Raw genomic sequence first — 13,132 nt, 5'->3', positions numbered from 1 at the left:
ACACTTCGCGCGAGATAAGGCGGCGTCGGCATATCAATGTCATCGCACGTTGACTTCGCCCGCCGGCTTGATCATTAGGCGGGCTGGGATCGCGGTTGCGTCGCGGGGTCGGGCGCCGACCGCGATGGCCGCTTGCCGACACGGGGACCAATGAGTCAGGCGGATTATGAAATCCAGGACGTGGCGGACGGCGCCACCCTGCGCCTGACGGGCGACTGGACCACGACGGCGCTGGGACGGCTGCCCCAGCGGCTGAAAAGCGACCTGGACGGTCGCCGGGTCGAGGATGTGGACACCGCCGATCTGGGACGGTTCGACACGGCCGGCGCCCTGGCGCTGGTTCAGGCCTCGGGCGGTCGCCTGCCGAAGTCGGCCTGGAAGGGGCGGCCGGAAGCGGGCCGCATCTACAAGATGATCGAGGCGCTGGAGCGCAAGAGCGCGCCCGCCCCCAAGCGCCAGGACATGCTGACCCGCTCCTTCGCCAAGATCGGGCGCGGCGTCTATGACTTCGGCGCCGAGGCCATGCTGTCGCTGGCCTTCCTGGGCCGACTGATGACCGCGGTGGTCGAGGCCGCACGGCATCCGGGCGACATCCGCTGGCCCGCCTGGGTCAGCCAGGCCGAGCGCGCGGGCCTGGACGCCATCCCCATCGTGATGATGACCAACTTCTTCATCGGGGCCGTGGTCGCCTTCATCGGCGTGGACCTGCTGACCGACTTCGGGGCCCAGGTGTTCGCGGTCCAGCTGATCGGCGTGGCCATGTTCCGCGAGTTCGCGGTGGTGATCGCCTCGGTGCTTCTGGCCGGTCGGTCGTCGTCGTCCTTCGCGGCCGAGATCGGCTCGATGCGCATGAACCAAGAGGTGGACGCCATGCAGGTCATGGGCGTCAATCCGTTCCAGGCGCTGGTGGTGCCGCGGCTGGCGGCCCTGGTGGTCATGCTGCCGCTGCTGACCTTCCTGGGGATGCTGGGCGGCCTGTTCGGCGGCCTGATCGTCTGCTGGACCAGCCTGAACCTGGGGCCCGCCTTCTTCTTCCAGCGGCTGGTCGAGGACGGGACCATGGCCCAGCACATGATGGTCGGCCTGGTGAAGGCGCCGGTGTTCGCCCTGGTCATCGCCGCGATCGGCTGCCGCCAGGGCATGTCGGTGGCCGGCGACGTGGAAAGCCTGGGCCGGCGGGTGACGGCGGCGGTGGTGCAGGCGATCTTCGCCATCATCCTGCTGGACGCCATCTTCGCCCTGATCTTCCTGGAGCTGGACATATGACTGACGCCGCCGCGCCGGCGCCGGACAAGGCCCCGGAAAAGATGATCGAGGTGCGCGGACTGCTGAGCCAGTTCGGCGACCGCACCATCCACGAGAACCTGGATCTCGACCTGGATCGGGGCGAGGTGCTGGGCGTCGTCGGCGGCTCCGGCACCGGCAAGACCGTGCTGCTGAACACCATCATCGGCTTGAAGCAGCCCGAGGGCGGCACGATCCGTCTGTTAGGCCACGACCGGGCCGACCTCAGCAGCGCGGACGCGGCGGACATCGAGCGCCGCACCGGCGTGCTGTTCCAGCAGGGCGCGCTGTTCTCGTCGCTGAGCGTGCTGGAAAACGTCGCCTCGCCCCTGGTCGAGCACACCAAACTGCCCAAGTCGACGATCTACGAGCTAGCCGAGCTGAAGATCGCCATGGTCGGGCTGCAGCCGGAATCGCACTATCTGAAACCGGCGGAACTTTCGGGCGGCATGAGAAAGCGCGTCGGCCTGGCGCGGGCGCTGGCGCTGGACCCCGAACTGCTGTTTCTGGACGAGCCGACCGCCGGCCTGGACCCCATCGGCGCGGCCGCGTTCGACGACCTGATCCGCCATCTGTCGGACGACCTGGACCTGTCGGTCTTCATGATCACCCACGACCTCGATAGCCTTTACGCCATCTGCGACAAGGTCGCGGTGCTGGCGGACAAGCGGGTCGTGGAAAAGGCCACGGTGCAGGAACTGGAGCGTTCCGAGCATCCGTGGATCAAGGAATACTTCCTGGGGCCGCGCGGTCGCGCCGCCACCAAGACGGCCGCCTGAGGAGAGCGGGACAATGGAGAGAGACGCACACTACGCCGCCGTCGGCATCGCCACCGTCGCCCTGCTGGCGGCCCTGGCGGTCTTCACCATCTGGCTGGCGCGCCTGCAGTTCGCCAACGACTACGACCTGTACGACATCGTCTTCTACGGGCCGGTCAACGGTCTGTCGGAAGGCGGCGAGGTGCACTTCAACGGCATCCGCGTCGGCGAGGTCACGGACCTGAACATCGACCAGAAGCGCGGCGACCAGGTGGTGGCGCGCGTGCGCATCGACGGCGAGACGCCGGTCAAGGTCACCTCTCGCGCCCAGCTGGAGCCGCAGGGCATCACCGGCCTGAACTATATCCAGATCACGGCGGGGGCGGCCGACAGCGCCCTGCTGAAGGACCAGTATCCAGACAATGTCGTGCCCGTGATCCAGAGCCAGCCTTCGCCCATCGCCGAGCTGCTGAGCGGGTCGGGCGCTGTGCTGGCCCAGACCGTGGACGCCCTGAACCGCATCAACCGCGTCATGTCCGACGACAACATCCGCAGCTTCTCCACCAGCGTGAAGAACGTCGAGTCCCTGACGACCGAGCTGGAGGCCCGCAAGGCCATCTTCCAGCAGCTGGAAGAGGCGGTGACCCACGCCAACGCCGCGATCCAGGAGTATCAGGGCCTCGCCGCCGACGCCCGCCAGGTGGTCAACACCGACGGCCGCCAGGCCATCGCCAACATCAACCAGGCGACCGCAGAGGCCCGCCAGGCCATCGCCTCGGCCAACCGGTCCGTGACCGGGCTGGAGCAGCCGCTGGATCAGTTCGCCACGTCCAGCCTGCCGCAGCTGAGCCGGACCATCGAGGAGCTGCAGGACGCGACGCGGTCGCTGCAGTCGCTGATCGACGACGTGCGGTCCAGCCCGCGCGACTTCATCGGTCGTCCGCAATCCAAGGAACTGGAGGTTCAACCGTGATCGGTTCGGCTTTGAAGATCGGCGCCGCGGGTGCGGCCGCCCTGGCGCTGAGCGGCTGCTCGCTGCTGTCGACGCCCGATCCGGTGCAGCTGTACCGGTTCGGCGCCGTCATGGATGCGCCGTCGCAGGCGGGCGAACGGCCCGCGCCGCTGCTGGTGTCGATCCGCCGCATCGAGTTCCCCGAGGCGTCCAAGGACGACCGCATCCTGGGCGTGACGGGGACCCAGACGGCCTATATCGGCGGCGCCCGCTGGGTGTCGCCGGCCGAGACCCTGTTCGACGACAGCCTCATGGCCGCCTTCGCCGCGCGGCCGGACCAGGTGCGGGTGCTGGACCGTCGCGAGCCGGGCACCACGCCGCTGGTGCTGCGGGTCGTGATCTCCAGCTTCGAGGCGCGCTACCTGAACGGGCCGGAGGCGGCGCCCACCATCGTCGTCACCGCCCGGGCCCAGCTGCGGAACACGCCGGAACGCGAGCGCGGCGACGGCCCGATCCGTCCCGAGGACGGCCGCACGGTGGAGCGGGTCTTCACCGTGTCCCAGCCGGCGGCCGAGAACCGCGTTTCGGCCATCGTTGAGGCCTTCGACATCGCCACGCGCGACATCAACACCCAGGTCGTCGACTGGACGATCCAGTCGGCCCCCGCGCCGCTGTCGGCCGCGCCCAGCTAGGGCTCAGCCGACGCCCGGCGCCACGGTGTAGGCGGCCTCGGTCTTGGCGGCGACCTCGTCCAGGGTGACGCCGTCGGCCAGTTCGACCAGCTCCAGGCCCGATCCGTCGGGCTTGACGTCGAACACGGCCAGGTCGGTGATGATGCGGTCGACCACGCCCGCGCCGGTCAGCGGCAGGGTGCATTCCTTCAGGACCTTGGACTGGCCGTGCTTGTTGGCGTGGTCCATGACCACGACCACGCGCCGGACGCCGGCGACCAGGTCCATGGCCCCGCCCATGCCCTTCACCAGCTTGCCCGGGATCATCCAGTTGGCGATGTCGCCGTTCTGGGCCACCTCCATGGCGCCCAGGATGGACAGGTTGATGTGGCCGCCGCGGATCATGGCGAAGCTGTCGGCGCTGCTGAAATAGCTGCTTTCCGGGATCTCGGTGATCGTCTGCTTGCCGGCGTTGATCAGGTCGGGATCCTCCTCGCCCTCATAGGGGAAGGGGCCCATGCCGAGCATGCCGTTCTCGCTCTGCAGCGTGACCTCCATGCCCTGGGGGATGTAGTTGGCCACCAGGGTCGGAATGCCGATGCCCAGGTTCACGTAGAAGCCGTCCTGCAGTTCCTTGGCGGCGCGTTCGGCGAGCTGTTCACGGGTGCGGGGCATGGTTACGCGGCGCTCCTTTGGCGGACGGTGCGCTGTTCGATGCGCTTTTCGGAGACGGTCTGGATCAGGCGGTCGACATAGATGCCCGGGGTGTGGATGTGGTCGGGGTCGAGCGAGCCGGTGGGGACGATCTCCTCGACCTCCACGACCGTGACCTTGCCGGCCGTGGCCATCATCGGGTTGAAGTTGCGGGCGGTCTTGCGGAAGACTAGGTTGCCGCGCTCGTCGGCCTTCCAGGCCTTGACGATCGACAGGTCGGCGACCAGGCCGGTCTCCATGACGTAGTCGCGGCCGTCGAACGCGCGGACCTCCTTGCCCTCGGCGACCAGGGTGCCGACGCCGGTGGCGGTGAAGAAGGCGGGGATGCCCGCGCCGCCCGCGCGGATGCGCTCGGCCAGGGTGCCCTGCGGGTTGAACTCCAGTTCCAGCTCACCGGCCAGGTACTGGCGCTCGAACTCCTTGTTCTCGCCGACGTAGGACGAGATCATCTTGGCGATCTGGCGCGTCTCCAGCAGCTGGCCCAGGCCGAAGCCGTCGACGCCGGCGTTGTTGGAGATGACGGTCAGGCCCTTGACCCCGCTGTCGCGCAGGCCGGCGATCAGGTTCTCGGGGATGCCGCACAGGCCGAAGCCGCCGGACATGACGGTCATGCCGTCGAAGGTCAGGCCCTCCAGCGCGGACGTGACGTCGGCGTAGATCTTGCGCATCGCTCTCCCTCTTTTCATCGCCTGATGAATATCGGCGTCCTGGGCCACGCCTACCCCGGCTGCGGGGTGGGGGCAAGTCGGCCGGCCCATCCCAAAGCGTGATTGGGGCGGACCGGGAGGTCCGCGCTCCCTTCGGCGAGAAAAAACACCGTCTGAATAGTGCGAATAGTGTGAAATCGCCTGATCGTCGTTACCCGAAAACACCGTCTGAATAGTGTGAATGGTGTGAAATCGTCCCGGACGAAAAGGCCCGGACGGTCGGTCCGGGCCTTGAGGGATCAGTTCACCGTCGCCTTGACGATCTTGCCCGGATTGCGGGGCGGCTCGCCCTTGGGCAGGGCGTCGACGTGTTCCATGCCGGATTCGACCTGGCCCCAGACGGTGTACTGGCGGTCCAGGAAGGTGGCGTCGTCGAAGCAGATGAAGAACTGCGAGTTGGCGCTGTTGGGGTCCGAGGTGCGCGCCATCGAGCAGACGCCGCGCACGTGCGGCTCGGCCGAGAACTCGGCCTTCAGGTTCGGCTTCTTGGAGCCCGAGGTCCCGGTGCCGGTCGGATCGCCGCCCTGGGCCATGAAGCCGGGGATGACGCGGTGGAAGACGACGCCGTCGTAGAAGCCTTCGGAGGCCAGCTCGGTGATGCGTTCGACGTGGCCGGGGGCCAGGTCGGGGCGCAGCTTGATGACCACGTCGCGCGCTTCGCCGTCGCCGGTGTCCAGGGTGAAGGTCAGGGTGTCGGCCATTTCGGTCGTCCTCTTGATGTTGTTGTGGCGCGGTCATAGCCCGCAACGCCGGTCGGGGCTATGTGGGAACGATGAGCGACGACGAAAAGCCCCAGGACCCCAAGGCGGGCGAGCGCAGACGCATGGTGCGCCCGCCCACGGGCGGCACGGCCGCCGGGCGCGGCATGGGCCAGAAGATGAAGACGGCGGACACCAAGTCGATGTCCAGCCAGCAGTGGATCAAGCGGCAGCTGTCGGACAAGTGGTCCGAGAAGGCGCGCGCCGAGGGCTGGCGCAGCCGCGCGGCCTTCAAGCTGATCGAGATCGACGACAAGTTCCGGCTGATCCGGCGGGGATCGCGCGTCATCGACCTGGGCGCGGCGCCGGGCGGCTGGGTCCAGGTGGCGCTGGACCGCGGCGCGGCGGCCGTGGCGGGGGTGGACCTGCTGATGATCGAGCCGATCCCCGGGGCGACCCTGCTGCAGGCCGACTTCACCCATCCGGGCGTGGATCAACAGTTGATCGAGGCGATCGGCGGGCCGCCGGACCTGGTGCTGTCGGATATGGCGCACAATACGGTGGGCCACCGGCAGACGGACCACCTGAAGATCATCGCCCTGATCGAGATCGCCGCCGACTTCGCCATCCGCACCCTGCGGCCCGGCGGGAACTTCGTATCCAAGAACTTCCAGGGCGGGGACGCCGGCGGGGTCCTGACGCGGCTGCGCGAGGAGTTCGAGACGGTGAAATACGTCAAGCCGGCCTCCAGCCGGAAGGACAGCGCCGAGGTGTTCCTGGTGGCGCTGAACAAGAAGTAGGTCAGGCCGCGGCCGGGCGCGTCCTGGCGCGGCGGGCTTCGATCCGCGACCAGATGCGGTCGTGCAGGGTGAAGAAGACCGTCTGGACCAGGGGCTCGATCACGCCGATGGCCAGGGCGGTGCGCAGGCTGCCGGTCAGGGCGAAGGCCACGGCCACGGCCACGGCGAAGTGCATCAGCCCGTAGGTGACGGTCTTCAGCGCGATCTGCCGGAAGGAACGGGGCAGGGCGTGGGAATGGCCGTGGTGGTCGTGGACGCGGGCCTGTTCCTGGGGCGACATGATGTCGAGACGGGCGGTGAAGGCCTCGGCCGCCTCCTCGATGCCGGAGGCCATGCGGCGCCGTTCGATCCGGTGCCAGACGCGGTCGTGGATCGAATAGGCGATGGTCTGGAACACGGGTTCCACGACCCCGACCGCCAGGGCGACGCGCCAGTCGCGGGTGATGGCGAAGGCCACCAGTATGGCCACGACCAGGTGCATGACGCCGTAGCTGGCGATCTTCAACGCCAGCTTGCGCGCGGTGCTCAGGATCAGGCCGACCATGATGGGAAAATGGCGTCGCGCGCCCAAGGTTGCAAAGCAATAAATTCTATCCGGATCATAGGCGCGGGCGGCGGTTCCGGTCGCATCCTGTCGCCAAGCGTGATCGGTCGAATGCCGCGATGCAGCATCGCGCCCCTTGCCGGGACGCCCCGCATCCCGTTATACGCGGCCCGCAAAACGGAGACTCCCCATGGAGATACGCGAAGGCCTAACCTTCGACGATGTTTTGCTGGAACCCGGCGCGTCCGAGTTCATGCCGGCGATGGTCGATGTCTCGACCCAGCTGACCCGCGACATCAAGCTGAACATCCCGCTGCTGTCGTCCGCCATGGACACGGTGACCGAAAGCCGGCTGGCCATCGCCATGGCCCAGGCGGGCGGCCTGGGCGTGCTGCACCGGAACATGACCATCGAGGAGCAGGCCGACGAGGTCCGCGCCGTCAAGCGCTACGAGAGCGGCATGGTCGTGAACCCCGTCACGGTGGGGCCTGAGACCACCCTGGGCGAGGTGCGCGAGATCGTGGCGCGCAAGAAGATCACCGGCTTTCCGGTGGTGGACCCGAAGTCGGGCAAGCTGGTCGGGATGCTGACCCACCGCGACATGCGCTTCGAAAGCGATCCGTCGGTGACGGCGGCCGCGCTGATGACGACGGGCGACCTGATCACCGTGCGCGAGGGCGCCGGCCGCGAGGAGGCGCGCGAGCTGCTGCGCACCCGCAAGATCGAACGGGTCATCGTGGTCGACGAGGACTACCGGGCCGTCGGCCTGATCACCATGAAGGACATCGAGAAGGCCCAGGCCTTCCCCAACGCCGCCAAGGACGAGCAGGGCCGCCTGCTGGTCGGCGCGGCCTCGACCGTCGGCGACGCGGGCTATGAGCGCGCCATGGCGCTGGCCGAGGCCGGGGTCGACGTGGTGGTGATCGACACCGCGCACGGCCACTCGTCGTCGGTCGCGGCGGTGGTGGAGCGGATCAAGCGCGAGTCGAACCGCATCCAGATCATCGCCGGCAATGTGGCCACCTATGACGCCACCCGCGCCCTGATCGACGCGGGCGCCGACGCGGTGAAGGTCGGCATCGGCCCGGGCAGCATCTGCACCACCCGCATCGTCGCCGGCGTGGGCGTGCCGCAGCTGACCGCCGTGATGGACGCGGCGCGGGCGGCCCGGGACTCCGGCGCGCCGGTCATCGCCGACGGCGGCATCAAATATTCGGGCGACCTGGCCAAGGCCATCGCGGCCGGGGCGAACGTGGCCATGATGGGCTCGATGTTCGCCGGCACCGACGAAAGCCCGGGCGAGGTCTTCCTGTACCAGGGCCGGTCCTACAAGTCGTACCGGGGCATGGGCTCGGTCGGGGCGATGGCGCGCGGCTCGGCCGACCGCTACTTCCAGAAGGAAGTCTCGTCCGAGAAGCTGGTGCCCGAGGGGATCGAGGGCCAGACGCCCTACAAGGGGCCGATCAGCCCGGTGCTGCACCAGCTGGTCGGGGGGCTGCGCGCCTCGATGGGCTATGTCGGGGCGGGGACGATCGCCGACTTCCAGGAGCGCGCGCGCTTCGTGCGGATCACCGGCGCGGGCCTGCGCGAGAGCCATGTCCACGATGTGATGATCACCCGCGAGGCGCCGAATTATCGGCAAGGGTAGTTTTCGTCATCCTCGCCCCTCGGGTCGTGCCTGCACGGCCCGCCCGAGGGCAGGCTCTTGTGGCGAGGATCCAGACTCCCGGTGTTCGACAGCTGGTCTCCAGCGTCTGGCGTCGATGTTTCTGGATCCTAGGCGCAAGGCCTAGGATGACGGGTTGGAGAAAGAGGCCATGACCACCGAGCTGACCTATCTGGCCGTGACGCTGATCCTGGCGCTGGTGCAGGTCTTCCTGCCGGCCGGGGCGCGGACGGTCGAGTTCGGCTCCAAGTGGAACGCGGGCCCGCGCGACCAGACGCCGGCGGCGAAGACGCCGCTGACCGGCCGTCTGGAGCGGGCCCAGGCCAACCTGTATGAAACCCTGCCGCTGTTCATCGGCGCGGTGCTGATCGCCCATGTGGCGGGCCGGAACGGCGCCCTGACCGCGTGGGGGACGGCGCTCTATTTCTGGGCGCGCGTCGTCTATGTGCCGCTGTACGCCTTCGGCGTGCCCTATGTCCGGTCGCTGGCGTGGACGGTCTCCTTCGCGGGACTGGTCATGATCCTGGCGGCCCTGTTCGTCTGAAAGCCTGCCTTGACCCCTGCCGCCCGTCTCGCCGCCGCCGCCTCCGTCCTGGACTCCATCGCCCAGGGCCGCCAACCGGCGGAAGCCGTCCTGAAGGCGTGGGGGTCCGCCAACCGCTACGCCGGGTCCAAGGACCGCCGCGCCATCGCCGACCGGGTCTATAAGGTGCTGCGCGCGCGCGGGCGGCTGTCGTGGATCATGGGCGGGCGCGAGGACGGCCGGGCGCTGGTGATCGGTTCGCTGCACGCGCTCGACGGCCTGCCGCTGGAGGAGATCGAGGCGCTGCATTCGGGCGACGGCTACGGCCCGCGGCCGCTGTCCAAGCAGGAACGCGCGCGGATCACGGCGGGGCAGGGGGAACTGCCCGGTTGGGTCGCGGCGGGCCTGCCCGAGTTCGTGGTCGAGGACTTCAAGGCGACGTTCGGCGAGCGCTGGGCGGAAGAGGCGCACGCCTGATGGCGCCGCGCGCGCCGATCGACCTGCGCGTCAACGGCGCGGTCGCCACGGTGGAGGAAGTCGAGGCCGAACTGCGCGAGGCGGGGCTGGAGCCCGCGCGGACGCCGTGGTCGCAATGGGGCCTGCGCCTGCCGTCGGAGCCGCCGCCCAACATCCAGGCGCTGGAGGGCTTCAAGGCCGGCCGGTTCGAGATCCAGGACGAGGGCAGCCAGGTCGTCTGCTGGCTGGCGGGGGCGGCGCCGGGCATGACGGTGGTGGATTACTGCGCCGGCGGCGGCGGCAAGACGCTGGGCCTGGCGCAGGCGATGGCGGTCCCGGATAACGGCTCCGCCGTTTCCGGGATGACAAAGGGCAGGCTGGTCGCCTCGGACGTGGTCAACAAGCGACTGGAGAACATCCGGCCCCGGCTTGAGCGCGCGGGCGTGGAGGCCGAACTGGTGCTGATCGGCCAGAACGGCGGCGGGCTGGAGGATCTGAACGGCCAGGCCGATCTGGTCTTTGTCGATGCGCCGTGCTCGGGCTCCGGCACCTGGCGGCGCCGGCCGGAGGACGCCTGGCGGCTGACGGCGGAAGAGGTCGACAGGCTGCACGGCCTGCAGGTCCGCATCCTGGGTCAGGCGGCCAGGCTGGTGAAGCCGGGCGGGCGTCTGGTCTATGTCACCTGTTCGATGCTGAGCCGCGAGAACGAGGCCAGCGCCGACGCCTTCGAGGCGGCGCACCCGGAGTTCGCGCCCGTGCCGATCCTCCCCCGCAGCGCGGGGAGGGGGACCACGCGCAGCGGGGTGGAGGGGGCGGAACCGGACTCGGTGTAGATGCGTCCGACGCTGGTGCGGCGTCCGCCCCCTCCACCGCTTCGCGGTCCCCCTCCCCCGTGAACGGGGAGGATTTTTGAGAGACGGACTCGGGGAATTCACCAAGGGCCACCGCATTCGCCTGTCGCCGGCGTCGGCCGATACCGACGGCTTCTTCGCCGCCGTCTATGAGCGCACGGCATGAGGCTTGAGCGGCACGGCTCCGTCTCCGTCCTGCCGGTCATGGCCGCGCCGGCCGAATACGGCGACCATCTGCGCGCCCGCATCGATCCGCTGATGACAGGGATCGGCCCGGTCGAGGGCGCGGTCGTCCTGACCGCCGCACTGGCGCGGCTGGAGGCGGCGGGCGACCTGCCGGACCTGATCGTGTCCCTGGGCTCCTGCGGTTCCCGGGTGCTGGAGCATGCGGCGGTCTATCAGGCGTCGTCGGTCAGCTATCGCGACATGGACGCCAGCCCGCTGGGCTTTGCGAAAGGGGTGACGCCGCTGCTGGACCAGCCCGCCGTGCTGCCGCTGCCGTGCCCCATTCCCGGCGTGCCGACCGCGACCCTGTCGACCGGAGCGAACGTCGTGTCCGGCGCCGCCTATGACGCCATCGACGCCGAGATGGTGGACATGGAGACCTGGGCCCTGGTGCGCGCGGCCCAGACCTTCGGCCTGCCCCTGATCGCCCTGCGCGGCGTGTCGGACGGCCGGGCCGAGCTGAAGGCGCTGGAGGACTGGACCGCCACCCTGCATCACGTGGACCAGAACCTGGCCGCCGCGCTGGACCGCCTGGCCGCCGTGCTGGAGGCCGAGGGGCTCGCCGCGCTTGAAATCCCGGCCCCGCAAGGCCAAGACCCCGCCCAATCGCTCGCCCCGGATTCGACCTCATGACCCAGCCGACCCAACACCAGAAGGTGCTCATCGTCGATTTCGGCAGCCAGGTGACCCAGCTGATCGCGCGGCGCCTGCGCGAGGCCAGCGTCTATTGCGAGATCCATCCGTTCCAGAAGGCCGAGGAGGCCCTGGCCGCCATGAGGCCGGCGGCCGTCATCCTGTCCGGCGGGCCCGAGAGCGTGCACGAGGAAGGCAGCCCGCGCGCGCCCCAGGCCGTGTTCGAGGCCGGCGTTCCGGTGCTGGGCATCTGCTACGGCGAGATGACCATGTGCGAACAGCTGGGCGGCAAGGTCGAGGGCCACACCCGCGAGTTCGGCCGCGCCGAGATCACCGTCGAGAAGGCTTCGCCCCTGCTGGCCGGCCTGGCGCCCGTCGGCCAGGAGGAGACGGTCTGGATGAGCCACGGCGACAAGATCGTGGCCATTCCCGAGGGCTTCGACGTCGTCGCCTCGTCGTCCGGCTCGCCCTATGCGGTGATCGCCGACGAGAAGAGGCGCTTCTACGGCGTTCAATTCCATCCGGAAGTCATGCACACGCCGCGCGGCCACCAGATGCTGAAGAACTTCACCCACGGCATCGCCGGGCTGAAGGGCGACTGGACCATGGCCGCCTATCGCGACGAGAAGATCGCCCAGATCCGCGCGCAGGTCGGCGACGCCAAGGTGATCTGCGGCCTGTCGGGCGGGGTCGACAGTTCCGTCGCGGCCGTGCTGATCCATGAGGCCATCGGCGACCAGCTGACCTGCGTGTTCGTGGACACCGGCCTGCTGCGCAAGGACGAGGCGAAACAGGTCACCACCCTGTTCCGCGAGCACTACAACATCCCCCTGATCCACGTCGACGCCTCGAAGGAATTCCTGGGCGAACTGGCCGGGATTTCCGACCCCGAAACCAAGCGCAAGACCATCGGCCGCCTGTTCATCGAGGTGTTCGACCGCGAGTCCGCCAAGATCGAGGGCGCCGAATTCCTGGCCCAGGGCACCCTCTATCCCGACGTGATCGAGAGCGTGTCCGCCTCCAGCGGCAAGGCGCACGTCATCAAGAGCCACCACAACGTCGGCGGCCTGCCCGACTACATGAAGCTGAAGCTGGTCGAACCGCTGCGCGAACTGTTCAAGGACGAGGTCCGCGCCCTGGGCCGCGAACTGGGCCTGACCGACGCCTTCGTGGGGCGCCATCCCTTCCCCGGACCGGGCCTGGCCATCCGCATCCCTGGCGAGATCACGCCGGACGCCGTCGAGACGCTGCAGCAGGCCGACGCCATCTATCTGGACGAGATCCGCAAGGCGGGCCTGTACGACCAGATCTGGCAGGCGTTCGCGGTCCTGCTGCCGGTCAAGACGGTGGGCGTCATGGGCGACGCCCGAACCTACGAAAAGGTCCTGGCCCTGCGCGCCGTCTCCTCCACCGACGGCATGACCGCCGACTTCTACCCCTTCCCCTGGGACGTCCTGGCCAAGACCGCCACGCGCATCATCAACGAAGTCCGCGGCGTCAACCGCGTCGTCTATGACGTGACGTCGAAGCCGCCCGGAACGATCGAGTGGGAATAATTCCGGCCTTTCGGGAGCTTTCGATAACGCTTCCGATTTGAGCCATAAGGCACTGACGTAAAAGTGAATTCTGTCGAGACCCTTCGGAACCTTT

Annotated in this window: 15 protein-coding genes; 11 read left to right on the top strand and 4 right to left on the bottom strand. The window is 68.8% G+C overall.

Annotated features, from left to right (window positions below; translation table 11 throughout):
* Positions 1-150 precede the first annotated feature (150 nt).
* The 4 genes from MU852_RS03745 to MU852_RS03730 are packed head-to-tail and all read left to right on the top strand — an operon-like array spanning position 151 to position 3,686.
* Positions 151-1,266, top strand: a complete 1,116-nt coding sequence (locus MU852_RS03745) for an ABC transporter permease (RefSeq protein WP_249751078.1) — start codon at positions 151-153, stop codon at positions 1,264-1,266.
* Positions 1,263-2,063 carry an ABC transporter ATP-binding protein gene (locus tag MU852_RS03740; RefSeq protein ID WP_249751077.1) on the top strand — a complete coding sequence of 267 codons (801 nt, stop codon included), beginning with the start codon at positions 1,263-1,265 and terminating at the stop codon, positions 2,061-2,063. Before MU852_RS03745 ends, MU852_RS03740 begins: the two co-directional genes overlap by 4 nt.
* A gap of 13 nt (positions 2,064-2,076) precedes the next feature.
* Positions 2,077-3,015 carry an MlaD family protein gene (locus MU852_RS03735; RefSeq protein WP_249751076.1) on the top strand — a complete coding sequence of 313 codons (939 nt, stop codon included), beginning with the start codon at positions 2,077-2,079 and terminating at the stop codon, positions 3,013-3,015.
* Positions 3,012-3,686, top strand: a complete 675-nt coding sequence (locus tag MU852_RS03730; protein WP_249751075.1) for an ABC-type transport auxiliary lipoprotein family protein — start codon at positions 3,012-3,014, stop codon at positions 3,684-3,686. Before MU852_RS03735 ends, MU852_RS03730 begins: the two co-directional genes overlap by 4 nt.
* A gap of 3 nt (positions 3,687-3,689) precedes the next feature.
* Here MU852_RS03730 and MU852_RS03725 read toward each other — a convergent pair whose 3' ends face one another.
* The 3 genes from MU852_RS03725 to MU852_RS03715 form a co-directional block, all read right to left on the bottom strand.
* Positions 3,690-4,340: a CoA transferase subunit B gene (locus MU852_RS03725; protein ID WP_249751074.1), complete on the bottom strand. Its 651-nt coding sequence runs from the start codon at positions 4,338-4,340 to the stop codon at positions 3,690-3,692.
* A 2-nt stretch (positions 4,341-4,342) separates the two neighbouring features.
* Positions 4,343-5,047 (bottom strand): CoA transferase subunit A, encoded by a 705-nt coding sequence (locus MU852_RS03720; RefSeq protein WP_249751073.1) that lies wholly within the window; start codon positions 5,045-5,047, stop codon positions 4,343-4,345.
* Positions 5,048-5,325: 278 nt separating this feature from the next.
* Positions 5,326-5,787 carry a peptidylprolyl isomerase gene (locus tag MU852_RS03715; protein ID WP_201216905.1) on the bottom strand — a complete coding sequence of 154 codons (462 nt, stop codon included), beginning with the start codon at positions 5,785-5,787 and terminating at the stop codon, positions 5,326-5,328.
* Between the two features lie 71 nt (positions 5,788-5,858).
* Between MU852_RS03715 and MU852_RS03710 the strand changes: the two genes are divergently transcribed.
* Positions 5,859-6,584: an RlmE family RNA methyltransferase gene (locus tag MU852_RS03710; protein WP_249751072.1), complete on the top strand. Its 726-nt coding sequence runs from the start codon at positions 5,859-5,861 to the stop codon at positions 6,582-6,584.
* Position 6,585: 1 nt separating this feature from the next.
* On the opposite strand, the gene MU852_RS03705 is transcribed toward MU852_RS03710, so the two are convergent.
* Positions 6,586-7,128 carry a DUF2061 domain-containing protein gene (locus MU852_RS03705; protein ID WP_249751071.1) on the bottom strand — a complete coding sequence of 181 codons (543 nt, stop codon included), beginning with the start codon at positions 7,126-7,128 and terminating at the stop codon, positions 6,586-6,588.
* A 190-nt stretch (positions 7,129-7,318) separates the two neighbouring features.
* Here MU852_RS03705 and guaB point away from each other — a divergent pair, with 190 nt between their 5' ends.
* From guaB to guaA, 6 genes are all read left to right on the top strand, one after another.
* Complete coding sequence (gene guaB / locus MU852_RS03700) at positions 7,319-8,776, top strand: IMP dehydrogenase (RefSeq protein WP_249751070.1); 1,458 nt, start codon at positions 7,319-7,321, stop codon at positions 8,774-8,776.
* 169 nt (positions 8,777-8,945) lie between these two features.
* Complete coding sequence (locus MU852_RS03695; RefSeq protein ID WP_249751069.1) at positions 8,946-9,338, top strand: MAPEG family protein; 393 nt, start codon at positions 8,946-8,948, stop codon at positions 9,336-9,338.
* 9 nt (positions 9,339-9,347) lie between these two features.
* Positions 9,348-9,794 (top strand): hypothetical protein, encoded by a 447-nt coding sequence (locus tag MU852_RS03690; protein WP_249751068.1) that lies wholly within the window; start codon positions 9,348-9,350, stop codon positions 9,792-9,794.
* Positions 9,794-10,606, top strand: coding sequence for an RsmB/NOP family class I SAM-dependent RNA methyltransferase (locus MU852_RS03685; protein WP_249751067.1), 813 nt, complete (start codon positions 9,794-9,796; stop codon positions 10,604-10,606). The genes MU852_RS03690 and MU852_RS03685 overlap by 1 nt, the downstream gene beginning before the upstream one ends.
* A gap of 180 nt (positions 10,607-10,786) precedes the next feature.
* The gene (locus tag MU852_RS03680) at positions 10,787-11,482 is read left to right on the top strand and encodes a 5'-methylthioadenosine/S-adenosylhomocysteine nucleosidase (protein WP_249751066.1); all 696 of its coding nucleotides are present in this window, start codon (positions 10,787-10,789) and stop codon (positions 11,480-11,482) included.
* A complete protein-coding gene (guaA, locus tag MU852_RS03675; RefSeq protein ID WP_249751065.1) occupies positions 11,479-13,038 on the top strand; it encodes a glutamine-hydrolyzing GMP synthase in 1,560 nt (519 codons plus the stop codon). Before MU852_RS03680 ends, guaA begins: the two co-directional genes overlap by 4 nt.
* Positions 13,039-13,132 lie beyond the last annotated feature (94 nt).

It is taken from the genome of Brevundimonas albigilva (assembly GCF_023503965.1).
GTDB lineage: Bacteria > Pseudomonadota > Alphaproteobacteria > Caulobacterales > Caulobacteraceae > Brevundimonas > Brevundimonas albigilva.
Note: the sequence above shows the minus strand (reverse complement) of the source record. Positions and strands in the feature narration are given on the sequence as shown.

Excerpts from the sequence above, each read along its gene's own strand:
- MU852_RS03725 (WP_249751074.1), bottom strand. The coding sequence starts at position 4,340 with ATGCCCCGCACCCGTGAACAGCTCGCCGAACGCGCCGCCAAGGAACTG.
- MU852_RS03710 (WP_249751072.1), top strand. The coding sequence starts at position 5,859 with ATGAGCGACGACGAAAAGCCCCAGGACCCCAAGGCGGGCGAGCGCAGA.
- MU852_RS03680 (WP_249751066.1), top strand. The coding sequence starts at position 10,787 with ATGAGGCTTGAGCGGCACGGCTCCGTCTCCGTCCTGCCGGTCATGGCC.
- guaA (WP_249751065.1), top strand. The coding sequence starts at position 11,479 with ATGACCCAGCCGACCCAACACCAGAAGGTGCTCATCGTCGATTTCGGC.
- MU852_RS03715 (WP_201216905.1), bottom strand. The coding sequence starts at position 5,787 with ATGGCCGACACCCTGACCTTCACCCTGGACACCGGCGACGGCGAAGCG.
- MU852_RS03735 (WP_249751076.1), top strand. The coding sequence starts at position 2,077 with ATGGAGAGAGACGCACACTACGCCGCCGTCGGCATCGCCACCGTCGCC.
- guaB (WP_249751070.1), top strand. The coding sequence starts at position 7,319 with ATGGAGATACGCGAAGGCCTAACCTTCGACGATGTTTTGCTGGAACCC.
- MU852_RS03745 (WP_249751078.1), top strand. The coding sequence starts at position 151 with ATGAGTCAGGCGGATTATGAAATCCAGGACGTGGCGGACGGCGCCACC.
- MU852_RS03685 (WP_249751067.1), top strand. The coding sequence starts at position 9,794 with ATGGCGCCGCGCGCGCCGATCGACCTGCGCGTCAACGGCGCGGTCGCC.
- MU852_RS03705 (WP_249751071.1), bottom strand. The coding sequence starts at position 7,128 with ATGGTCGGCCTGATCCTGAGCACCGCGCGCAAGCTGGCGTTGAAGATC.
- MU852_RS03695 (WP_249751069.1), top strand. The coding sequence starts at position 8,946 with ATGACCACCGAGCTGACCTATCTGGCCGTGACGCTGATCCTGGCGCTG.
- MU852_RS03720 (WP_249751073.1), bottom strand. The coding sequence starts at position 5,047 with ATGCGCAAGATCTACGCCGACGTCACGTCCGCGCTGGAGGGCCTGACC.
- MU852_RS03740 (WP_249751077.1), top strand. The coding sequence starts at position 1,263 with ATGACTGACGCCGCCGCGCCGGCGCCGGACAAGGCCCCGGAAAAGATG.